Annotated in this window: 20 protein-coding genes; 14 read left to right on the top strand and 6 right to left on the bottom strand. The window is 63.7% G+C overall.

Going from position 1 to position 22,919, the window contains the following annotated elements; translation table 11 throughout:
- Positions 1–47 precede the first annotated feature (47 nt).
- Both H8B03_RS02345 and H8B03_RS02350 read right to left on the bottom strand, forming a co-directional pair.
- On the bottom strand, positions 48–2,459 hold the full coding sequence (locus tag H8B03_RS02345; RefSeq protein ID WP_193139867.1) for a tetratricopeptide repeat protein: 2,412 nt from the start codon (positions 2,457–2,459) through the stop codon (positions 48–50).
- 168 nt (positions 2,460–2,627) lie between these two features.
- On the bottom strand, positions 2,628–3,269 hold the full coding sequence (locus H8B03_RS02350; RefSeq protein WP_319022420.1) for a sugar transferase: 642 nt from the start codon (positions 3,267–3,269) through the stop codon (positions 2,628–2,630).
- A gap of 553 nt (positions 3,270–3,822) precedes the next feature.
- On the opposite strand from H8B03_RS02350, the gene H8B03_RS02355 reads away from it, so the two are divergent.
- From H8B03_RS02355 to H8B03_RS02365, 3 genes are all read left to right on the top strand, one after another.
- Positions 3,823–4,683: an ExeA family protein gene (locus tag H8B03_RS02355; protein ID WP_193139871.1), complete on the top strand. Its 861-nt coding sequence runs from the start codon at positions 3,823–3,825 to the stop codon at positions 4,681–4,683.
- A complete protein-coding gene (locus tag H8B03_RS02360) occupies positions 4,680–6,281 on the top strand; it encodes a Wzz/FepE/Etk N-terminal domain-containing protein (RefSeq protein ID WP_193139873.1) in 1,602 nt (533 codons plus the stop codon). Before H8B03_RS02355 ends, H8B03_RS02360 begins: the two co-directional genes overlap by 4 nt.
- A 61-nt stretch (positions 6,282–6,342) precedes the next feature.
- Positions 6,343–7,224, top strand: a complete 882-nt coding sequence (locus H8B03_RS02365) for a CpsD/CapB family tyrosine-protein kinase (protein ID WP_193139875.1) — start codon at positions 6,343–6,345, stop codon at positions 7,222–7,224.
- Here H8B03_RS02365 and H8B03_RS02370 read toward each other — a convergent pair.
- A complete protein-coding gene (locus H8B03_RS02370) occupies positions 7,218–8,813 on the bottom strand; it encodes a hypothetical protein (RefSeq protein ID WP_193139877.1) in 1,596 nt (531 codons plus the stop codon). The genes H8B03_RS02365 and H8B03_RS02370 overlap by 7 nt on opposite strands.
- A gap of 165 nt (positions 8,814–8,978) precedes the next feature.
- On the opposite strand from H8B03_RS02370, the gene H8B03_RS02375 reads away from it, so the two are divergent.
- The 11 genes from H8B03_RS02375 to H8B03_RS02425 all read left to right on the top strand — a co-directional run bounded on the left by H8B03_RS02375 (position 8,979) and on the right by H8B03_RS02425 (position 19,854).
- Positions 8,979–9,242: a hypothetical protein gene (locus tag H8B03_RS02375; RefSeq protein ID WP_193139879.1), complete on the top strand. Its 264-nt coding sequence runs from the start codon at positions 8,979–8,981 to the stop codon at positions 9,240–9,242.
- 128 nt (positions 9,243–9,370) lie between these two features.
- The gene (locus H8B03_RS02380; RefSeq protein ID WP_193139881.1) at positions 9,371–10,174 is read left to right on the top strand and encodes a S49 family peptidase; all 804 of its coding nucleotides are present in this window, start codon (positions 9,371–9,373) and stop codon (positions 10,172–10,174) included.
- Positions 10,174–10,344 (top strand): hypothetical protein, encoded by a 171-nt coding sequence (locus H8B03_RS02385; protein ID WP_193139882.1) that lies wholly within the window; start codon positions 10,174–10,176, stop codon positions 10,342–10,344. The genes H8B03_RS02380 and H8B03_RS02385 overlap by 1 nt, the downstream gene beginning before the upstream one ends.
- On the top strand, positions 10,341–11,294 hold the full coding sequence (locus H8B03_RS02390; protein WP_193139884.1) for a calcium/sodium antiporter: 954 nt from the start codon (positions 10,341–10,343) through the stop codon (positions 11,292–11,294). The genes H8B03_RS02385 and H8B03_RS02390 overlap by 4 nt, the downstream gene beginning before the upstream one ends.
- 16 nt (positions 11,295–11,310) lie before the next feature.
- Positions 11,311–12,093, top strand: coding sequence for an SDR family oxidoreductase (locus H8B03_RS02395; protein WP_193139886.1), 783 nt, complete (start codon positions 11,311–11,313; stop codon positions 12,091–12,093).
- Positions 12,094–12,384: 291 nt separating this feature from the next.
- The gene (uvrC, locus tag H8B03_RS02400) at positions 12,385–14,250 is read left to right on the top strand and encodes an excinuclease ABC subunit UvrC (RefSeq protein ID WP_193139889.1); all 1,866 of its coding nucleotides are present in this window, start codon (positions 12,385–12,387) and stop codon (positions 14,248–14,250) included.
- A 164-nt stretch (positions 14,251–14,414) separates the two neighbouring features.
- Positions 14,415–15,011 carry a polysaccharide biosynthesis/export family protein gene (locus tag H8B03_RS02405; RefSeq protein WP_193139891.1) on the top strand — a complete coding sequence of 199 codons (597 nt, stop codon included), beginning with the start codon at positions 14,415–14,417 and terminating at the stop codon, positions 15,009–15,011.
- Positions 15,012–15,025: 14 nt separating this feature from the next.
- On the top strand, positions 15,026–16,549 hold the full coding sequence (locus H8B03_RS02410; protein ID WP_193139893.1) for a hypothetical protein: 1,524 nt from the start codon (positions 15,026–15,028) through the stop codon (positions 16,547–16,549).
- A 111-nt stretch (positions 16,550–16,660) separates the two neighbouring features.
- Positions 16,661–18,268 carry a VPLPA-CTERM-specific exosortase XrtD gene (xrtD, locus tag H8B03_RS02415; RefSeq protein WP_193139895.1) on the top strand — a complete coding sequence of 536 codons (1,608 nt, stop codon included), beginning with the start codon at positions 16,661–16,663 and terminating at the stop codon, positions 18,266–18,268.
- Between the two features lie 44 nt (positions 18,269–18,312).
- Positions 18,313–19,047, top strand: coding sequence for a rhomboid family intramembrane serine protease (locus H8B03_RS02420; protein ID WP_193139897.1), 735 nt, complete (start codon positions 18,313–18,315; stop codon positions 19,045–19,047).
- Positions 19,048–19,854: a metallophosphoesterase family protein gene (locus H8B03_RS02425; protein ID WP_193139899.1), complete on the top strand. Its 807-nt coding sequence runs from the start codon at positions 19,048–19,050 to the stop codon at positions 19,852–19,854. It begins immediately after the preceding gene.
- Here H8B03_RS02425 and H8B03_RS02430 read toward each other — a convergent pair.
- From H8B03_RS02430 to H8B03_RS02440, 3 genes are all read right to left on the bottom strand, one after another.
- Positions 19,851–20,639, bottom strand: coding sequence for a metal ABC transporter permease (locus tag H8B03_RS02430; RefSeq protein WP_193139901.1), 789 nt, complete (start codon positions 20,637–20,639; stop codon positions 19,851–19,853). The two genes, H8B03_RS02425 and H8B03_RS02430, sit on opposite strands and share 4 nt — an antisense overlap.
- A complete protein-coding gene (locus H8B03_RS02435) occupies positions 20,629–21,399 on the bottom strand; it encodes an ATP-binding cassette domain-containing protein (RefSeq protein WP_319022421.1) in 771 nt (256 codons plus the stop codon). The genes H8B03_RS02430 and H8B03_RS02435 overlap by 11 nt, the downstream gene beginning before the upstream one ends.
- A gap of 79 nt (positions 21,400–21,478) precedes the next feature.
- Positions 21,479–22,915: an FAD-binding oxidoreductase gene (locus tag H8B03_RS02440; protein ID WP_193139903.1), complete on the bottom strand. Its 1,437-nt coding sequence runs from the start codon at positions 22,913–22,915 to the stop codon at positions 21,479–21,481.
- Between the last annotated feature and the right edge of the window lie 4 nt (positions 22,916–22,919).

Here is a 22,919-nt window from a genome sequence, read left to right on the forward strand (position 1 = left end):
GGGCAAGGGGGCCAGCGCAAGCGCGGCCCCTGCCGATGGGTTTCCGTTCACTCCGACGCGGGCGCGTCGGTCGGCGCGTTGGTCAGGGCCGCAAGCTCCTGCCGCGCCTGCGTTGCAAGATCCAACTCCGAACCATCCCAAAGTTCAACCGCCCTTTCCAGATAGGGGCGCGCATCACCCGGACGATCAACGGCCATATAGGTCTTGGCCAGATGGTATTGCACCGTGGGATCGCCGGTCAGACGCACGGCGGCAGGTTCCAGATGCTCCAGCGCCTCGTCATAGTTGCCCAGGCGGTAGGCGATCCAGCCGTAAGTGTCCTGGAACGCCGGGATGGTCGAGCCGCGCAGGCGGCGGGCGATCACGAAGGCGCGTTGCAGGCTTTCGTCGTCGTTTCGGTAGGTCGTGATCAGGCTGGCCAGGTTGTTGGCAATGATCGTCGAGCTGGAGTCCTTGGCATAGAGGTCTTCGTAGATGCCGATGGCCTCGTCGATCTCGCCGCCCCGCTCCACCAGCCCGGCCTTGATCCACCACAGGTTTGCCGACTCGGGCAAAATCGCCAGCGCCTCGTCCACGATCTGGGCGGCGTCGTCCTGGGCCCCTTGCCGCACCGCGGTTGCCACCAGCGCGCGCCAGACCGGTTCGATGGCATTGTCGGTGGCCAGGATGTCGCGATACATTGCGCGGGCCTCGTCGTATTGCCCCTCGGTGGCGGTCAGGGCCGCGTTGAGGAACTGAACGCCAAGGTAGTTCGGGCTGTCTTCGGGCGTCGTGGCCAGAACCTGGTTCATATAGGCGCGGGCTTCTTCCAACTCGCCGTTGGCCAGGCGCGTGCGCACGATCGCGGTCTGGGCCGACAAGTTCGACTGCCCCTCCTCGATCATGTTCTGCATCAACGTGATACTCTCGTCGGTGCGCGCCATGCGCTGCAGCACCGCGGCCTGCAAGCCATTGGCCAGGGCCACGGCGTCATCCGTGTTCACATTGCGCAGCGCGGTGACCACCTGCTCGGCGCGCGGCAGGTCGTTCATGCCAAGGTAGACCTCGGACAGGGAGCGCAGAAGCGGCACGCTGTCCGGCGCCAGGCGCAGGGCCTGGATCAGGACATCTTCGGCCGTCAGGTATTTCTCGTTGGTGATGAGGTGCTGGGCATAGCGCAGCGCCTCGGCCGGGGCCGCGCCCGACGCCTCGAATGCCAGCGCCAGGCTTTCGGCCATCAGTTCCCGGTTGCCGCCACGCTCATAGGCACTGGCCAGCAGCGTGATGGTTTCCGGATCACGCGGCGCCTGATCCAGCGCCGTGCGCAGGGCCAGAACCGCATCCCGCACCTGGTCGTCCTCGATCAGCCAGGCCGCGCGCAGTTTCAGGGCATTTGTGTCGCCCGGATCCTGCGCCAGCACTTCGTTGACCAGTTCCTCGGCCCGGGCCTTGTCACCTTCGGCCTGAAGCATCCGCGCCAGGGTGGTCTTGATGTTGAGCGCCTCGTCCCCGCCGTCGGTATGTTGCTGGCTCAGGGTCTCGACCTGTTCGATGGCAGTGTCACGCTGCCCCATGTCGAACAGAACACTGGCCTTGATCAGGCGGAAGGTGGCGTCGGCCAGACCTTCCTCGATCAGGTTGTCCAGTTCGGCCAGCGCCGCTTCGCCGCCGCGCACCTGGGTCAGGAATTGCACCAGCGCGATGCGCGGCGGGATCTCGTCGCCCGCCTGGGCAACCAGATCGCGCACGAACACCTCGGCCCCGTCCGGATCCTCATTGGCGATGTACCAGCGCACCAGCGCGGTCCGTACTTCGCGGTTTTCCGGGAACCGTTCGACCATCTCCTGCAACTGCGCGCCAAGACCGTCGAAATCCTCGATCTGGGCCAGAAGGTTCAGCTTGAGCTGATGGAACTGGGTGTTGTCGGGGCGATGCGCCAGCGCTTCGTCCAGGGCTTCCAGCGCCTCGGTGGTCTTGCCCTCGCGCACAAGGCGATCCACCACGATCTGCCAGCCGACCAACGAGTCGGGCTGGGCGGCCAGAACCTCGCGGGCACGTTCATAGGCGGCAACCTGCGCGGCTTCGTCTTCGTTGCGCGACGCGGCGCTGTAGTCCACCGCCACCAGCAGGGGCTGGAGATCCGGATAGTCCGGGTCGATCTCGGCAGCCGCACGGGCGTGTTTCTCGGCCTCGGGCCACGCGCTCAGGTCCACCGCCAGCTTGGCAATTTCAAAATGCGCCTCGAAATCCTCGGGATACTGTTCGGTCACCAGCAGGAAATGTCCGAAGGCCTGTTCAATGTCACCTTCATCACGCTTCAGCCGGGCGTACATCATCCGGGCGTCACGATGCTCTCCGTCAAGCTTGAACACCGTCTGAAGCTCGACCAAGGCCTTGGCAACCTCTCCCGCATTCGCCAGTTCCACGGCATTCTCATATTTCTTTTCGGCCTTGTCCTCGACCGAGTCACAAGCGGACAAAGCCAGCGCTGAGGTCAAAAGTACGGCGGATAGAAGCCGGGAAGCGTTGCGCATTCTGGATCCCTGTCGTTGCAGCATATTTTTGTATGTAATCCTTCTGGGCCCCGAATAAAAAGAGCCGCGGAGAAATCCGCGGCTGGTTGCGTCAAACAGCGCAGGGGCGCGCGGTCAATGCCCGGTGCCGCGGAGGACCACGCGAACGGTCTTCAGCACGACACAGATATCCGTCTTCAGGCTAACAATCCGATAATAGTCGGCGTCATACCTGGCACGCGCCGCGAAGGACGTGTTGTTGCGATCGCCCACCTGCCACAGACCGGTCACGCCGGGCTTGAGCGCGTAATAGGCCTGGCCCGGATAGAGATCCCGTTGCGACGGCAGCATCGGGCGCGGTCCAACGACGCTCATGTCGCCCAGCAGGACGTTCCAGAACTGCGGCAGTTCATCCAGCGATGTCTTGCGGATGATCCGTCCGACGAAGGTGATGCGGGGATCTGACTTCAGCTTCTGGTTGCGGTTCCACTCGTCGCGGGCTTCTTCGTTCTGCGACAGGAACGCGGCAAGCTTGCGGTCGGCATCCACCACCATCGAGCGCAGCTTGACCATGTTGAAGATCTTGCCATCCTTGCCGACGCGCCGCTGTACGAAAAACGGAGAACCGCCATCGGACATGATCATCAGTGCAAGAAGCACGGTGACAGGGACCGCCACGATCGAGGCCGCCAGCACGAACAGAATATCGAACACACGCTTGAAGAAAGAGCGGTAGAAGCTCTTCCGAGGCGTGTAATCCACAATTCCTTTAATCACGTCTGACGAGTTCGGGAAATGTGCCGTCACTACCGTTCACCCTCATTTAACTCTATTCACCACTCATACAGGTTGTGGCCCAGCGGTCTTTCCCCCGTGAGGCGCACAACATGACCCCTATCATGCCCAAGACAATCCTTTCAATATTTAGCAGCTTTTGGCCCATATTTCACGAAAACTGGAAATCACATGGTAAACAGTTGGTTACACTACCTAAAGCGGAACACGGGACCGCAAACCGTGTCAAGAATCACACAATCGGGAGGCGAATTTTCGCCCGGAATCGGATCAACCGCCTGTTTGCCAAGCATTTGATTGATGCATCAGGCAGGTTCATCGGCCGGCAGAGGCCGAACAGCCGACCGCGGTCGGCCAGGAAAGCGACATGTATCGCTTGGAATATTTGCGACTTTTTGAACTCTTCCGCGATTAATCCTTCATACGGCTTGAGTTTGCGCATAAGACCCTGTGAGGTTAAGTGTGCTTGTGTGTGTGCCCGAAGGGCGGGAACTCAACGCCGGGTTGCTGGTACTTCAGGTCGGGCTGCGGGATTATGAATACAACTGCTCCAGTAGATATTTACAATACGTTCTTCGGGTTTCACGAGCGTCCGTTCACGCTTGTCCCCGATCCTGACTTCCTGTTCTGGTCGAAGTCGCACCGACTGGCCTATACGATGCTGGAGTACGGCATCCTCACGCGCTCTCCGATCACCGTGGTGACGGGAGAGATCGGGGCCGGCAAGACGACCCTGCTGCAACATCTGCTCAAGACGCTGCCCGAGGACGTGCTGATCGGCCTGATCTCGAACGCGCAGGGCGACCGGGGCGAATTGCTGCAGTGGGTGCTGCATTCGGTCGGGCAGAAGTTTGATCCGCACGCCTCCTACGTGCAGTTGTTCCAGCAGTTGCAGGATTTCCTGCTGGAGTCCTATGCCAACGGGCATCGGGTGATTCTGATCATCGACGAAGCCCAGAACCTGAACGTGAACACGTTGGAAGAGCTGCGAATGCTCACCAACATCAACTCGAACAAGGACGAACTGGTGCAGCTTGTCCTGGTGGGGCAGCCGGAATTGCGCAGCCTGATCATGCGTCCCGAACTCAAGCAGTTCGTGCAGCGGGTCGGATCCAGTTTCCACCTGTCAGCCATGTCCGAGGACAACGTCGGCGCTTACATCGCGCACCGGCTGCGGGTGGCGGGCGGCAGCGGGCAGGAATTCAGCCCCAGCGCGATCCATCGCATCTATGAACTTTCGCGGGGCATCCCCCGCCTCGTCAACCAGATCTGCGATCTGGGATTGGTCTATGCCTTCTCGGCAGAGGAACATGTGGTGACCGAAGAAACCATTGAAAGCGTGCTGAAAGACGGCGTCTTCTTTGGTGCTTCGAGCCTGGAAGGAGATCAGGCATGAAGCTTGACCTAAAATATTACCTGCGCGTTTTCATGCGCCGCAGCCCGTACTTCATCCTGATCACGGCGCTGTTCTCCTCGATCGGCTTCTCGATCGCGATGTTGCTGCCCGCCGAATACGAGGCCCGCGCGACGCTGCTGGTGGAAGCCGAACAGATCCCGGCCGCTCTGGCCGCCTCTACCGTGCAGGTACAAGCGGCCGAACAGCTTCAGATCATCGAACAGCGTCTTCTGACTCGCGCCAACCTGCTCGACATGGCCAACCGTCTGGGGCTGTACGCGGACAGCGATCAGGGCAGCGCGCCGACCGCGACTGCAATCGTGACGGATATGCGCAACCGCACCACCTTCCGGGCCACCAATACAGTCAAACCGTCCTCACGTCGAAACGCACCCGCCACGACGCTTCTGACGATCACTTATCGCGGCGATTCACCGGCCAAGGTTGCGGAAGTCACGAACGAATTCGTGACCCTGGTGCTTCAGGAAAACGTCGAGATCCGCACCGAACAGGCGGGCGACACCCTGGAGTTCTTTGAACAGGAAGTGGATCGGCTCGGGACCGAGCTGGACACCCAAAGCGCCCGTCTTCTGGAATACGAAGCCCAGGCCGGTCTGGCCCTGCCCCAGCACCTGGAATACCTGCGCAATCGCCTTGCCAGCCTGAACACCGGGATCGATACGCGCGCGCGTCAGATCGTGGTTCTGGAAGATCAGAAGAAACGGCTGGAAGATCTGTTCCGCCTGACCGGCGGCGTTGCCGGCGCAGGGGCTGGTGGTCAGATGACTCCCCGGCAGCAACAGCTCGAAGCGGCACGCCAGGCCCTGTCGGATGCCGAACTGATCTATTCGAAGACCAACCCCAAGCTCACCATGCTGGCGGCCAAGGTCAAGCAGATTGAAGATCAGGTCGCCGCCGAAGCCGTGACGGCCAGCGGTCTGGCCGATGAGGTCGAAGATCAGAAGATGTCCCAGCAGGAAGCGCAGTTCCGCGCCCAGCTGTCGGACCTCGATTCGCAAGTTGAACTTCTGCGGTCGGAAATCGAGGAACTGAACGCCGAGATTGCCGGGATCGAGGCCTTGATCCTCGAAGCCCCTGCCAACGGTGTCGGCCTGTCCAAGCTGCAGCGCGACTTCAACAACACGCAGGGCCAGTACAACACCGCCGTTGCACGCCTGTCCAAGGCCGCCACCGGCGAACGGATCGAACTGCTCGCCAAGGGTCAGCGCATTTCGGTGATCGAACAGGCCATCCGCCCCGACCGTCCGTCCAGTCCGAACCGTCCGCTCATCATGGCAGGCGGCGTTGGCGCCGGCATGGCCACCGGTCTGGGCATCATCCTGCTGATGGAACTTCTGAACAAGTCGATCCGGCGTCCGGTGGAACTGACCAACAAGCTGGGAATCACCCCGATTGCGGTGCTGCCCTATATCCGGACCGACCGTGAAATCTTCGTCAAACGTATGATGGTATTCGGCGCAATTGCCTTCTTTATCATCTTCATCCCCCTTGGCATGTACGCCATCCACACGCTGGTCGTCCCCCTGGAAACGATTCTGGAACCGTTTCTGAACCGGGTCGGCTATTCGATGATCTGATCGCGACGCACTTGTGTGCCCGTACGCGGGTGCTGGCGGGGCTCTGAACAAAGGCTTGGCAATGGAACGACTTCAAGACGCCCTCAACCGGGCACGCGAACGGCGCAACGAAACCATCGGCACACAGCAGACGCCGCCGAAGGACAAGGCCGCGCCGGTTGCAGAGACCGCCCCGAACCAGGCGCAGACGCGAGACACGGTTAAACCCGCCCCTGTCGATGACGCCGTCCTTTCGGCCTGGCGCGCCCTGCCGCAACTGGCCCCGAACGAAGAACTGTACCGCACCAACCGGCTTGTGTCCTTCTTCGGCGGCAAGCAGGCCGCCGAGATCGACATGATGCGGACCAAGATCCTGCAACAGGCCAAGGCCAACAACTGGCATCGCATCCTGGTGACCTCGCCCACGCCCCGTTGCGGCAAGACCACCGTGACCGCGAACCTGGCGTTCTCGCTGGCCCGGCAAACCGACCTGCGGATCCTGGTCATCGAAACCGACATGCGCCGCCCGGAAATGGCGCGGGTGCTGGGAATCAAGGAAAACATGGCCTTCGCCCGCGTGCTCAGCGGGCAAGAGCCGGCGGAATACCACATGGTGGCCTATGGCAGTAACCTCGCCTTCGCCACCAACCAGGTGCCCGCCGCGAACTCCTCCGAACTGCTGCAAAGCAGCAAGGCGCGGGAGGCGCTGAAGAAGGTCGAAGAGACCTATGCCCCCGACATCATCCTGTTCGATGCGCCGCCTGTTCTGGCGTCCGACGACACCGTCGGGTTCCTGGAATACGTGGATTGCAGCCTGATGGTCGTCGCCGCCGAGGTGACCTCGATCGAGGAGATCGACGTGGCGGAAACCCAGATCGCCGCCGTGACCAACGTGCTGGGCGTGGTGATGAACAAGGTGCGCTACACGGCAGGCGGTTACGGCTACGACAACGCCTATTACTGATCCGTGCCATCGGCGCGGACCGTCACCAGAACCAGCGGCCCTTTCTGGGACTTTCGCGCGACATGCGTGACGGGGCCGTTCGCCGTGACGTAGCCCAGCCCTGATTTGCGCAGGGTCAGGACGGCGCCGCCACCGTGGTCGCGGCGCAGCACCCAACCGCCAGACGCTTCCGCCTCGAAACTGTCGGTCCAGGCCGCCTTGGGCCAGATCAACGGATCGGCATAGGGATCGCCGGGATCGGCACGGTAATTCATGGAACGCGGGACGGGATCGCCGGGCTGCGCATAGTCGCGGTTCTGGAACAGCGGCAGGCTGACCGAGAAGAACGACGGCGCCGAGAGATGTACGCCGTTGTCGGCAATCACCGCGACCTCGATTCGGGAAGGACGCGGCGTCGTGGGTGGCGCCACCGTTGCCGGATCATGCCAATCCATCTCGATGGTCACGCGGCCACCGCGCGCATCCTCGGGAAGGATTCGCACCTTTTCCGGATCGCCCTTTACCACCACCCAATGGAACGTCAGCTCGCGCCCGGAGGGATCTTCGGTGCCCGTCACATCCAGCGTGATGTCACGACGGCTGGACAACCCGCGCCATGCCCGCCCGATGGCCGTGGACGTGGTGAACAAAACTTCACCCAGGTTGCCAGCCAGAAAATCGCGGCCCGGCACGCCCGAAAAATCCCGAACCACACTGAGCTTCACCACCGGCGGCAGCGCATCCGGGGCGATGGAATTGGCCAGCGCCACCATCACCGACGGCCGCAGCAGATTGCCCGCAAACGCGGTGGGATGCGCGCGCGCCGTCAGATAGTCGGCGTCCGAGCGCACGCCGGACAAGCTGCGCCGCAGGATCATCTGGGCGGTTGGCGCCAGCAGTCCCATGGCCTCGGCCCGCGCGCGGGTTTCCGGTTGCAGGGCGGCCAGCGCCTCGGCCACCGCTTCCATCACCGGGCGGTCGGTGCGCGACGACCCCTGCGACAACGCGAAATGCGGCGTCATGGCAAACATCCGGTCGCCCTTGTCAACATCGTGATCGCGATGCTCGGGATAGACATAGAAATGGTTGGACAGATACAGCGTGTTGGCGCGGCTGGCGTCGGCCTGGCTGCCAGTCGCCATGCGCCCGATGGACCGTTCCAGCGGCCCCTTGGTGAAGGCGGTCGAGGAATTGCCGATCACCGGAAGCGAGAATGTCATCCGCCCCGCCAGCCCGTGATCCAGCATCTGGGTCAGGAAGGCCTGATCGTAGACCACGCGGGCCATCTGTGGAAAAGCGCCGGGTGCCAGCGCCGAATGCCCACGGTCGCGATTGTCATACAGCACCCCGGCCAGACCCGCCGCCTTGCCCTGTGCATAGAGCCGTCGCAATTGCCCGGCCACCGGGTCGCTGCGGGTCGGATCGACGATGGGCAGGGCGGCCATGGCGGGATCGGGCAACAGGTCCACCAGCCACTGGTCGCGCAGCGCCTGCCGGCGCGTGTTGGCCGAGGTGACAGGAGCAACGCCATCGGCCACGGGGGCCGCGACCTGCGCCATCCCCGTCCCGGCGCCGCCCGCCAGACAGACCAGCGCAACCGCGCAACGCACGGTGGCTTTACAGAAGGTTAAACCGATCTTCCGACAGTTGTTCCGCATAAAGACGTCATCCGCTTGTGGCCTTACCCTTCTGGCACAGTCTGCGCCCGATGCCACCGGCGGTTCAACACCTTGCACGCTGACCCCGGCCCCCTGTGGCCAACAACGGAGATCCCAATGGCTGACCTTTTCGCTGATACCGCCCCTGGCCTGACCTCGCCCGCGATCGATGGGGCCATGGTGGCACCGCATGATTCCAACCCCTTGGGCCATGTCTGCCGCGCCGTCTATGTGGGCGGCGGCGGCGACATCCGGGCCGAACTGGTGTCGGGCGCGCAACTGACCTTCTCGGCCGTGCCCGCCGGATCGATGCTGCCCATGCGCGCCACCAAGATCCTGTCGTCGGGCACCACCGCCAGCGGCCTTGTCGCCTTGTGGTAGGGTTGCGCTGCAACGCTGTGCACAATCTGTGCGCAGCAGGACACGGGCCCCGGCAAACTGCCGGGGCCTTTGCGTATTGAAGGCGCGGACAACTTGTTGTTCGGCAGGGCGCACTCTATGTGCTGAGCATGAAGAAATTTGTGCCCTTTCTGAACCGCCCTCCGCGCGTGGCCGTCGTCCGGCTGTCCGGCATCATCAACGGCGCCGGCTCCGGCACCTCTGGCCTGAGCGACGAAACCCTCGCGCCGCTGCTGGAACGCGCCTTTGCCAAGCACAAGCCCGTGGCCGTGGCCCTGTCGATCAATTCACCCGGCGGCAGCCCGGTCCAATCCTCGCTGATCGGCGCACGCATCCGGCGGCTGGCCGAGGAAAAGGACATTCCGGTCTTTGCCTTCGTCGAGGATGTCGCCGCCTCGGGCGGCTATTGGCTGGCGGCCGCGGCGGACGAAATCTGGGTCGATCCCAGTTCGGTGGTCGGCTCCATCGGCGTGATCTCGTCTTCCTTCGGGGCACATGAGTTCATCGCCCGACACGGGGTCGAGCGGCGGGTTCATACCGCGGGCACGTCGAAGAGCATGCTGGACCCCTTCCGCCCCGAAAAGGAAGACGACGTCGCCCGGCTGAATGTCATCCTAGAAGACATCCACACGGCCTTTATCGATCACGTAAAGGCGCGGCGCGGCGCGAAGCTGGATCTTGATCAAGATCTGTTCAACGGCAACGTCTGGCTGGGCCAGCGTGCCATCGCCGTGGGGCTGGCGGACGGCATCGGCCATCTGGTTCCGAAGATGAAGGAACGCTTCGGTCCCAAGGTGAAGTTCCAGAAGTACGGACCCAAGAAGGGCCTGCTGCGCCGGTTCGGGGTGCAGGCCGTCGAAGGCGCGCTGCACGGCATCGAGGAGCGCGCGCAGTTTGCCCGCTTCGGGCTCTGATGTTGGTCAAGATCGTCACTTTCTTCCTGATCGGCATGGCGGTTCTGGCCATGTTCGGTCGCCTGCGCCTGCCCGGACAGCGCAAGCTTGAGGCGCGCAAGTGCCCCAAGTGCGGTGCCTACCGGATCGGCAAGGGCCCCTGCCCCTGCAAGGACAAGAAATCTTCATGATGGATTGGGTATATGTCGCGCTTGGCCTGGTGATCCTGTTGCTGGCCGGCGACGCGCTGGTGAAGGGTGCGGTCAACCTCAGCCTGCGTCTGGGCGTTCCGGCCCTGATCGTCAGCCTGACCATCGTCGCCTTCGGAACTTCGGCGCCCGAACTGCTGATCTCGATCAACGCGGTGCTGGACGATGCGCCGGGGATCGCACTTGGCAACGTGGTCGGCTCGAACACCGCCAACATCCTTCTGGTGCTGGGGATACCGGCGATGATGAAGGGGCTGGCCACCTCGGGCTGCGACACGCGGCACAGCTATCTGCTGATGCTCTTGGCCTCGATCGTGTTCATTGCGCTGTGTTTCGCAGGGCCGCTGACCTGGATGCACGGCGTGCTGCTGTTGGCGGGCCTGACGTTCATGCTGGTGGATCAGGGGCGCCGCGCCCACAATCACCGCAATGCCGCCGCCCTTGTCACCGAAGATCCCGAGGAACTGGAAGGCGCCGATCCCAGCCTGCCGGGCTGGCGCATCGCGCTGCTGCTGGTGCTGGGCCTGATCGGTCTGCCGCTGGGTGCCGATCTGCTGGTTGACGGTGGCATCAACATCGCCCGCCGCTTCGGCATCAGCGAAACCGTGATCGGCCTGACCCTGATCGCCATCGGCACTTCGCTGCCCGAGCTGGCCACCACCGTCATGGCCGCGTTCCGCAACAAGGCGGATGTGGCGCTTGGCAATGTCATCGGGTCGAACATCTTCAACCTTCTGGGCATCATCGGCGTGGCCAGCCTGTTCGGCGCCATCCCGGTCGACCCCGAGTTCCTGAGCCTGGACCTGTGGGTGATGCTGGCGGCTTCTGTGCTGATCGCGCCGTTCGTGTTCCTGAAATGGAACCTGACGCGTGGCTGGGGTGTGCTCTTGACCGTGATATATCTGGGCTACCTGAGCATTCTGCTCGTCTGACCCGAAGGAGATCGCCATGGCCGAAGCTGCACTTGTCACCGGAGCGGGCAAGCGCCTTGGACGCGCCATGGCCCTGGCCCTGGCCGACGCCGGACATGACGTTGCGGTCCACTATGGCACATCGCGCGGTCCCGCCGAGAAGGTGGTCGCCGAGATTGTGGCCAAGGGACGCAAGGCCGTCGCCCTGGGCGCGGACCTGCTGGACGAGACGCAGACCGTACCGCTGATCGGCCGCGCTTCTGCAGCGCTTGGCGCGCCGCTGACGGTTCTGGTGAACAACGCCTCGATCTTCGAACACGACGATCTGGACACCGCGACCCGCGACAGCTGGGACCGGCATCTGGAAAGCAACCTGCGCGCGCCATACGTCCTGACCCAGGCCTTTGCCCGCCAGGTGCCACCGCTCGACACAGATGCGCAGGGCGAGCCCGTCGCGCGCGGCCTGGTGGTCAACATGATCGACCAGCGCGTGCACAAGCTGACCCCCGAGTTCAGCACCTACACCATCGCCAAGATGGGTCTGTGGGCCTTCACGCGCACCGCCGCCATGGGGTTGGCGCCCAAAATACGGGTGAATGGCATCGGCCCCGGCCCGACCCTGCGGGGGGGGCGTCAGTCGGCCGAAGATTTCGCCCGCCAACGCGCCCTGACCCCGCTGCATCGCGGGGCCAATTCCGAAGATATCACCGGAGCGTTGATGTATTTCCTGACGGCCAAGGCAGTCACGGGACAGATCCTCTGCGTCGATGGCGGCCAGCATCTGGCATGGAAAACGCCGGATGTAGACGGGGTTGAATGACCATTCTCAAATGCAAGTTTTGCACCGCACACGGGCCGTCACATCCTTGTCACGAAAACGTTAAGCTTCTCATGCACTTATACTCTGGTTGAACTTTTTAAGTTGCGAAATCAATGACCTGGAAAACAGCCTAATTTTTAGGCAAACCGGGGAAGTGCCGTCCTGACAAGGGAAAAACCGGATACCCCGAAACTTGCCAACAGAGTTATCCACAGAAACCGTGGACATGTTCGCCCTTGTGATCGACCGCGAATGGTTGCAGCGACATGAGGGAATCGAGTTGATGGATCCATGCCCGAAACACCGCCCCCCGCCCCCGCCAAAACCGGCCATGATTGCATTCAGGAATACCTGAAAACGCTGGACAGCTCGCCCGGCGTCTACCGGATGCTGGATGCGGAAAGCCGGGTGCTCTATGTGGGCAAGGCGCACAACCTGAAGGCGCGGGTTTCGAATTATGCCCGCCCGTCCGGACACAGCCGCCGGATCGAATGCATGATCTCGGAAACCGCGTCGATGATGTTCCTGACCACGCGCACCGAGACCGAGGCGCTGTTGCTGGAACAGAACCTCATCAAGCAGCTCAAGCCGCGCTACAACGTGCTGCTGCGCGACGACAAGAGCTTTCCGAATATCCTGGTCACCAAGGATCATCCCTTCCCGCAGATCCGCAAGCATCGCGGCCGCAAGTCGGTCAAGGGCAGTTACTATGGCCCCTTTGCCAGCGCCGGCGCGGTGAACCGGACCCTGAACCAGTTGCAGAAAGTGTTTTTGCTGCGCAACTGCTCGGACGCGATGTATTCCAGCCGGACCCGCCCCTGCCTGCTTCATCAGATCAAGCGCTGTGCGGCGCCCTGCACCGGCGAGATCAGCGAACAGGACTATGCCGGGCTGGTGGCCGATGCCGAACGCTTCCTGTCGGGACGCTCTACCAAGGTGCAGGAAACGTTGGCCGCACAGATGGCGGAAGCCGCCGAGGCCATGGAATTCGAACGCGCCGCCATCCTGCGCGACCGCATCAAGGCGCTGACGCAGGTGCAGACCGCGCAGGGCATCAACCCGCGCGGCGTGCCCGAGGCCGACGTGGTCGCCCTGCACATGGAAGGTGGGCAGGCCTGCGTGCAGGTGTTCTTCATCCGCGCCAACCAGAACTGGGGCAACAAGGATTTCTATCCGCGCGTGGCCGAAGCCGAGGCGTCCGAGGTGCTGCAGGCGTTTCTGGGGCAGTTCTATGACGGCAAGCAGCCACCGCGCCGCCTGATCCTGTCCCATCCCATCGACGATCCCGACCTGATGGCCGAGGCGTTGAGCCAGAAGGCCGGGCGCAAGGTGGCCATCGACGTACCCAAACGTGGCGAGAAGGCCGAACTGGTGTCCGGTGCCGCCCGCAATGCCCGCGAGAGCCTGGCGCGCAAGATGGCCGACACCGCCACGCAGGGCAAACTGTTGCGCGGTCTGGCCGAGGCGTTCGGCCTCGACACCCCACCGCAACGGGTCGAGGTCTATGACAACTCGCATATCCAGGGCACCAATGCCGTCGGCGGCATGATCGTTGCCGGTCCCGACGGGTTCGAGAAAAGCGCCTATCGCAAGTTCAACATCAAGGGCGAGGAGCTGACCCCCGGCGACGATTTCGGCATGATGACCGAGGTGCTGACCCGCCGGCTGTCGCGGCTCATCAAGGAAGATCCCGACCGGCAGAGCGGCAGCTGGCCCGACCTGCTGCTGATCGACGGCGGTCCGGGACAGGTCAGCGCCGTGCAGAAGGTGCTGGAAGAACTGGGCGTGCCCGACATCGCCATGGTCGGGGTTGCCAAGGGCGTCGACCGCGATGCCGGCAAGGAAGAGTTCCACCGCCCCGGCCAGCGCCCCTTCGCACTGCGCCACAATGATCCGGTGCTGTATTTCATCCAGCGCCTGCGCGACGAGGCGCACCGCTTTGCCATCGGCACCCATCGCGCCAAGCGTGCCAAGTCGATGAGCGCAAATCCGCTGGACGATGTGCCCGGTGTCGGCGGGGCGCGCAAGCGGGCGCTGCTGGCGCACTTCGGGTCGGCAAAAGCGGTGACACGCGCAAATCTTTCCGATCTGAAGGCCGTTGACGGGATTTCAGACGCGCTGGCGGAAACCATCTATGATTTTTTCCACGCGGGATAGGTGCCGGATTTGCGCGAAGGACGCCGGTCAACCTGTTGCACGCAAATGACGATTGCCGGGTGAATTGGCGCTGCGGCAACAAAAGCCTTTCCCCCCTGCCGACCCTGTGGCTTGCTGCACCCAAACGGCCCCCAGGGCGACAACTTTCTGAGAGGCAGCGAGCCATGAGATTTCTGATCGGGATCATTGCATTCGTGATGATGGCGACCGCAAGCGCGGCGCAAAACTACACATTGCAGGTGGGGGACCGTGTAAACGTCGAGGTTCTGGAGGACGCCAGTCTGAACCGTACCGCGATGGTTCTGCCTGACGGCAACATCACCTTTCCCTTCGCCGGGACGATCCGCGCCTCTGGCCGCACCGTGACCCAGGTTCAAAGCAGCCTCGCCACCGCCCTGGCCCCGAATTTCGCAACCAAGCCCACCGTCTTCGTGTCGATCGCCCAGCTGAACTCGCCGCCCGTCGCCGGTTCGTCGGGGTCGTCGATCAAGATCTACGTTCTGGGCGAGGTGAACCAGCCCGGCGAGAAAACCATCGACAGTGACCTGAACTTCCTGCAGGCGCTGGCTGTGACCGGCGGTTTCACCAACTTCGCCGCAACCAAACGGGTTCAGCTGCGCCGCACCGATCCGAAAACCGGTCAGGAACTGGTCTATACCTTCAACCTGAAAGAAGCCGGCAAGGGCGCCGCGATTTCCGGCAACGCCCGCCTGCGCGACGGCGACGTCATCCTGGTGCCCGAACGCCGCCTGTTCGAGTGAGAGGAAGACTTTCCGTGAAACGCATGCGCCCAGCCATCGCTCTGGGGCTGGCAACGGGACTGGGCGTGGCGGCGGTAACCGCCGCAGCCCAGTCGACGACTCCCGCCCAGACCGCGACTTCGGCCCTCTCCACGGGGACCAACCCGATCAACAATTCGGCGGTTCGCAACGTGAACCGGAACCAGCCATTCCGCCAGTTCTTCCTGACGGGTGCCCGGCCGGGGTTCAGCCGCCTGTCGCTGGGCGCGCCGGGACGACGGCAGACGGCCAGCTACAATACCAACCTGGAATTCAACGACAACTACGACCTGCGTGAGGATTCGCTCGGCAACGCGCTGATCTGGAACAACATCCTGGGCTACGGAATCGAACGCCGGACCCTGACCGACGAATTCACCTTTGACGGCGCGGTCAATGTCCGCGCAACCGATCTGCCGACCTTCGGAAATGATGTCGAAGCCGACGACTGGCGGTTCAATCTTGGCTATCTTCGCGTTGTCGGCGACAATTCCCTAGATTTCGATGTGCGCTACCAGAACGTCGATGTGGCCTTCTTCAACCCGCTGAGCGATCTGGATATCAACGGCAACTTCGACGACACGTTTGGCGAGGGCCGCCGCGAATCGATGCGCGGCAACTTCGGGGCCTCGCTCAACCAGGACGGACCGGTCAGTTTCGATCTGGTCGGTTATCTGTCCCGCGTCAATTTTTACGACACCACTGATCCCAGCCTGAACGACCGCGATCGCGCAGACATCGCCGCTGACTTCGGCTTCGCGCTGTCGCCGATCCTGAAGCTGACCGCGGGCGGCTTCTATGGTCGCCGCATCGAAGACGACGCCGACGATCTGGACTCGACGCACCGCCGGTTGAACTTCGGCATGGATGGTCTGGTCAATCAGCGGATGCGCCTGCGGGCCTGGGTTGGATATTCCGAGGTCGATACGAAACGGAATTCGGGCGACAAGTTCCAGTCCGGTTATGTCGGCGGGATCAACGTGACCGTGGCCCAGAAGAACGGCGATCTGCGCTTCGGGGCCTCGACCCGCTACGACGAGAATGGCCTGCGTTTGGATACCACCGTCGGCAAATCGCTGAACTGGGCTTCCGGAAGCCTGGACGGCAACATCGGCGTTTCGGGATCCGACACCACGGATCTTCGTCTGATCGGCGATCTTGCCTATACCTACAACCTGCGCAACGGACAGTTCTGGGCCGATTTCGCCCAGATCACCGGGGTCGACCAGAACGGCGACAACGTGATCAACTCGGCGCTGGACCTGGGCTATCGTCAGGCGATCAACCGCGTGTCCTCGTTCAACGTGGGCGTTGGCGGAGCCCTGCAGCGATACGACAACTCGGGCAAGACCGAGAAGGATCGCTTCAACGTCACCGCCGCCTATAACCACGCCCTGACCCGCGACTGGAGCCTGAACACCGGCTATCGCTATCGCCTGCGCGATACCGAGAGCCAGAACCGGGCGCAATCCAACGCGGTTTTCCTGGGGCTGGGTCGCAATTGGCAATCGGATCTCTGAACGCAACCGTAACTGACCAACAATCATGTTACCGTTGGGGGTAATGCTTTTGACCCGTCGTTATTATATGACGGGTCAGAGTGTGCTGATATTTGTACGGGAAATTGTTGGATGAGTGTGATTGGAGATCCTAAGTCGCCGACCGTGTCGATTGCCGGCCTGCCGCTGAACCCCGTGGGCTTCGGTGCCTTCGTCCTTTTGATCCTTGTGTCGATCCCGTTCTTCCTGGCCGGGTTCGTCGAACTGGCCGTGAACTGGGCGACGCCGGAATACAGCCACGGGCCCCTGATCCCGATCATCTCGCTTTACCTGTTCCTGCGCGAAATGCGCCGCGTGCCCCAGGTCGGGTACGAACCCGATGCACAGCGCTGGCAGGGCTTGCTGGTGCTGCTTCTGGGTCTGGTGATCGCCGGCTTCGGCAACCTGGTGCTGATCCCCGACATCGTGGCCTATGCCTTCATCATCTGGGTGATGGGCGTGGTGCTGGTGATCTTCGGGTGGGAGCGCGGCAAGACCCATTGGGCGCCGGTGCTGCATCTGGTCTTCATGCTGCCCCTCCCCCAGTTCATGTATTGGCAACTGTCGATCTTCCTGCAGGGTATTTCCTCGCAGATCGGGGTCTGGTTCGTGGAACTGGCGCAGATCCCGGTATTCCTGGATGGCAACATCATTGATCTGGGCATCTACAAGCTGCAGGTCGCCGAGGCGTGCTCGGGCCTGCGCTACCTGTTCCCGATCCTGTCGTTCTCCTACCTGTTCTCGATCCTGTATCGCGGGCCGATGTGGCACAAGGCCGTGCTGCTGCTGTCGGCCGCACCGATCACCGTGCTGATGAACTCGTTCCGAATCGGCATGATCGGCATTCTGGTGAACTACTACGGCATCGAACAGGCCGAGGGCTTCCTGCACTTCTTCGAGGGCTGGGTGATCTTCCTGTCCTGTGTCGGCATTCTGTTCCTGATGGCGATCTGCCTGCAGCGGCTGACGCCGAACCCGCTGCCGCTGGCTGACGCCATCGATCTGGACACCTCCGGGTTTGGTCCGATCCTGGCGCGGGCGCTGATCATGGTGCCCAGCGTCGCGCTGATCCTGGCCATTGGCATGTCGGGGTCGATGTCCCTGCTGTGGCTGAACACCCCCAGCCCGCAACACATCGTGCCGGACCGCACGCCCTTCATGTTGTTCCCGCGCGAGATCGACGGCCGCTATGCCTCGTTCGAATCGCTGTCGCCCAGCGTTGCGGCGGTGCTGGATGCCGACGACTATGTCTCGGCCAACTACAGCAGCGGGGCCGAGCTTCCGATCAACTTGTTCGTCGCCTATTACGAGAATCAGACCGAAGGCGGCGGCATCCATTCGCCCGAGGTCTGCCTGCCCGTCGGCGGCTGGGAGATGTTCAGCCTCGCCCCCTATGAGATGAGCTTCCCCGACACCGTCTATGGCACCTTCGAAGTCAACCGCGCGGTGATCCAGAAGGGGCTGAGCAAGCAGCTTGTCTATTACTGGTTCGAGCAGCGCGGCCGTCGCATGACCAATGATTTCGCGGCCAAGTTCACCGTGGTCTACGACAGTTGGACCCGGGGCCGTCTGGATGGTGCCCTGGTGCGTTTCGTCACCCCCATCGCGGATGAGGACGGCGGCGAGGCCGCGGCAGAGGCCCGTTTGCAGGCCTTCATGGCGGAAGCGCTCAAGAAATTGCCGCGCTACGTGCCCGAGTGAGCGACAGTACCCGAAACCCCACCTCGGGGCGTGGATTGGCTGCAATGATCCCGCGCCGCTATCGCGGCGGGCAGCATTGGGGGCCCGAGGGCGCGGCCAGGGGGCCGCGCTTCCTGCTGTGGGGGATGCCAATCTCGCTTCTGGCGATCATGGTCCTGACCATCCTGATCGAGGCCGCGCTGACGGCAGGCGACCACAACCTGATCCTGGGCACCGCGACCCGTGGCTTTGCCTATCTGCTGGGGGCGTTCCACAACTCGCTTCTGCATGGCGCCCGCGAGGTGTTCCCGGGCCAGAGCGTCAGCATGTTCATCACCTATGCCTTCATCCACGGCGGGCCGGTGCATCTGATCGTCAACATGGTGGCACTGGCCAGCTTCGGCATGGTGATCGTCCAGCGCATCGGACAGAAGCGGTTTCTGGTGGCCTATCTGTTGTGCGCCATCGGTGGCGCTGCGGGGTTTGGCCTGCTCAGCAACAGTCCGGCCCCGATGGTCGGCGCCTCGGGGGCGCTGTTCGGCCTGGTGGGCATCTGGGTCTGTTGGGACTACCTGGATCGCCGCCATTATGGCGACCCGCTGTGGGTCACGCTGCGGGCGCTGGTGTTCCTGGTGCTGTACAATCTCGTGTTCTTCCTGCTGCTGCACGGCAGCCTGGCCTGGGAAACCCATCTGGGCGGCTTCGTCACCGGCTGGCTGCTAGCGATCTACTGGGGCCGCCGGGTTCTGCCGGAAAGCCGCCGCCGCCGCTTTGGCTCGGAAGAGCGTCCCGACGCGTGAATGGCCCTCCCGATTGACAGATTGCGACGCGGTCTTGCCGCCCTGCGTCCCGGCGCCGAACGGGTTTTCGGCGGCGGCCCCGCCCCCACTCCGGATCGCCCCGCCTATGTGGTGGGTGACGTGCATGGCTGCGCTGGCCTGCTGACCAGCCTTCTGACCATCATCGAAGACGACAAGGCCGCGCGTGGCTGGTCCGACGCGGATCTGGTGCTGGTCGGCGACTACGTGGATCGCGGCCCCGACAGCCGGGCCGTGCTGGCCGATCTCATGGCGCGCCAGTCCCAAGCGCCGAACCGGGTGCATTGCCTGCGTGGCAACCACGAGGCGATGATGCTGGACTTCCTGGCCGATCCTGCCCGCGCCGGCCCGACCTGGCTGCACAACGGCGGCCGCGAGACCCTGCTGAGCTTCGGCGTGACCGTCCCCCGCCGCCTGTCCGATCCCGAAGAACTGGAGGCCCTGGCCGCTGCGGCCCGCGCGGCGATCCCGGCGACGGTGATAGACTGGCTGCGCGATCTGCCCTTGCTCTGGCGCAGCGGCGATCTGGTGGTCGCCCATGCCGGGCTGCATCCGGACCGCACGCCCGAGGACCAGACCGAGGTCGACCTGCTGTGGGAAGCGCCGCTGTTTCGCCAGGTTGCGCGGCGGGACGGGCTTTGGGTCGCCTACGGCCATCGCATCACCGTGCCGCCCGTGGCCGAAGCCGGGCGAATCAGCGTCGATACCGGCGCTTTCGCCTATGGCGTGCTGAGCTGCGCGGTTCTGGCACCGGGCGCAGCACCCCGGTTTCTGCAGGCCACGGCCTAGCCCCGGCGCGCCCGGACCCCGGCGGTCAGGGCGAAAAGCCCGGTGGCCACCGCCACGATCGACGGCCCGGTCGGCGTGTCCGCCACCATCGACAACCACAACCCCAAAAGCGCCGATAGCGCCCCGGCGGCCACGGCCAGGGCAGCCATCCATTCGGGCGTGCGCGCCAAGGGCCGCACCGTCGCCGCCGGAATGATCAGCATGGCCGAGATCAGCAGCGCCCCCACCACCTTCAGCGAAACCGCCACCACCACCGCCAGCGCGACGGTCAGGATCAATTGCTCGCGGCGCGGGTCGATGCCGCTGGCATGGGCCAGATCGGCGTTCAGCGTCGCCGTCAGCAGCGGCGCCCACCGCCAGGCCAGCAACCCCAGCACCAGTGCCGCACCGGTCCAGATCACTGCCAGATCGGCCTTGCCCACCGCCAGGATATCGCCCAGCAGCACCCCCATCAGGTCCACGCGCAGGCCGGGGATCAGGGCCATCACCACCAGCCCCACCGCCAGCCCGCCATGGGCAAAGACGCCCAACAGCGTGTCCACCGGATAGCCGCGCGCTGACAGGCCAGTCACCGCCAGCGACAGCACCAGCGCCACCGCCAACACGCCTGCGAACAGCGAAAAGGAAAAGGCGAAGGACAGGGCCACCCCCAGAAGGGCGGCATGGGCCGTGGCATCGCCGAAATAAGCCATCCGACGCCAGACGATGAAACAGCCCAGCGGACCTGCGGCCACTGCGACGCCGACCCCGGCGATGGCCGCGCGGATCAGGAAGTCATCCAGCATGATGGTCCCCGTCACCATGGGAATGATCGTGACCGCAGTTGTGGTCCGCATCATGGGCGTGGTCATGGGTGTGGCGATACAGGGCCAGCGTGCCCCGCGTGCCCATGCCGAACAGCGCCCGGTATTCCGGGGCCGAGGCCACGATCTCGGGCGTGCCATGACAACAGATGTGGCCGTTCAGGCAGATCACCCGGTCGCTTGCGCTCATGACAACGTGCAAATCGTGGCTGACCATCAGCACCCCGCAGTTCAGCACCTGCCGCAGATCTTCGACGATTTCGTAGAAGGCGGCGGTGCCGGGCTGGTCCAGCCCGCGGGTGGCCTCGTCCAGCACCAGAAGATCGGGCTCCATCAGGATGGCGCGGGCCAGCAGCACGCGCTGGAACTGCCCGCCCGACAGGCCGGTCATCGGCTGATCCTCGACCGCGTCGCTCAGCCCGACCTGGGCCAGCGCGCGGGCGCGGGACAGCCGGTCATGCGGGTGCGGCAGCGCCAGAAAGCGATGCACCGGCATCGGCATCGACGGATCAATGTGCAGCGATTGCGGGACATAGCCGATGCGCAGCTTCGGCGCCCGGACCACCTTGCCCCGGTCCGGCCGGATCGCCCCGATCAGCGTTTCCAGCAGGGTCGATTTGCCCGAGCCGTTCGGCCCGACGATGGTCACGATCTCGCCGCGATCGACGCTCATGTCCACGCCGTCCAGAACCAGACGGCTGTCCCGGAACACCGAAACCGAGTTTGCAGATAACAGGGCCACGCGCACCTCCGCCGGGTTCCCAAGGCGCATCTTCATGCCGGGACGCGGCGCAAATGTCCATTCCGTTTCGCAGGTTGCCCTAGGCCTGCAACGGCCCGCCATTGCCCAGATCGAAAATCTTGCCGGGGTTCATGATGTTCAGCGGATCCACCGCCCCCTTGATCGCCCGCATGACCGCGATGGCCTCGGGCCCCAGTTCGCGCGTCAGGTAGGGCATCTTGCCCTGTCCGATCCCGTGTTCGCCGGTACAGGTCCCGTCGAGGGAAATGGCCAGATCGGCCAGCCAGTTCAGAAAGCTCTTTACCCGCTCTACCTGACCGGCATCGCTGTCGTCCAACGGCACCAGCATGTGGAAATTGCCGTCGCCAACATGGCCCAGAACCGGCGTCATCAGGCCCATCCCGGCGGCCTTGTCCCGGGCGCGGCCAACGCAATCGGCCAGCGACGAGATCGGAACGCAAACATCGGTGGAGACCGATTTGAGCCCCGGAATCAGGGTGTGGAACGCCCAATAGGCATCATGGCGTGCCTGCCAAAGCTTGGCCCGTTCCTGCGGGTTGGCCGTCCAGCGGAACCCCTGCCCGCCGTGTTCCTCGGCGATCAGGCCAAAGCATTCCGCCTGTTCCGCCACCCCGGCGGCGGACCCGTGGAATTCCAGAAGAAGCATCGGCGTTTCCGGCAGGCCCAGCTTGGAATGAAGGTTCACGGCTTTCACCGACAGCGCGTCCAACAACTCCATCCGCGCCACCGGCAACCCCATCTGCAGGGCCTCGATGGCGGTGTTGCAGGCGTCTTCGACGGTTGGGAAGGCACAGGTTGCCGCCGAGATTGATTCGGGGATGCCGTGCAACCGCAGGGTCAGTTCGGTGATGATGCCCAGCGTGCCCTCCGAGCCGACCATCAGCCGCGTGAGGTCATAGCCGGCGGAGGTTTTCCGCGCCCGGTGGGCCGAGGTCATCACCTCGCCGTTGGGCAATACCGCCTTCAACCCCAGCACCGCGTCGCGCATGGTGCCATAACGCACCGCGTTGGTGCCCGAGGCCCGTGTCGCGGCCATGCCCCCCAGCGAGGCATCGGCGCCGGGATCGACCGGAAAGAACAGGCCCGTGTCGCGCAGAAAGGTGTTCAGCGCCGTGCGGGTCACACCGGGCTGCACCCGGCAGTCCAGATCAGCGGCGTTGACCTCCAACACCTGATCCATCGCCGACACATCGATGCTGATGCCGCCCGCGGGCGCGTTCAGATGCCCCTCCAGCGAGGTTCCGGTGCCAAAGGGGATCACCGGCACGCGGGCCGCCGCACAGGCCCGCACCACCGCCTGCACCTCTTCGGTGCTGTGCACGAAAACCACCGCATCGGGGGACTGCGTTGCCAGCCACGTCGTCGTGTGGCCATGCTGGGCCCGGATCGCGGCGCCGGTCTGTACCCGGTCACCCATCTGTCCCCGCAGGGTGTCGATTACCCCTGCGACGGCGGCTTGGTCGCGCGGCGGCAGGGTGACGGTGTCTGAAGGCATGGGT

It is taken from the genome of Meridianimarinicoccus sp. MJW13, from assembly GCF_014901205.1.
In the GTDB taxonomy this organism is placed as follows: Bacteria; Pseudomonadota; Alphaproteobacteria; order Rhodobacterales; family Rhodobacteraceae; genus Meridianimarinicoccus.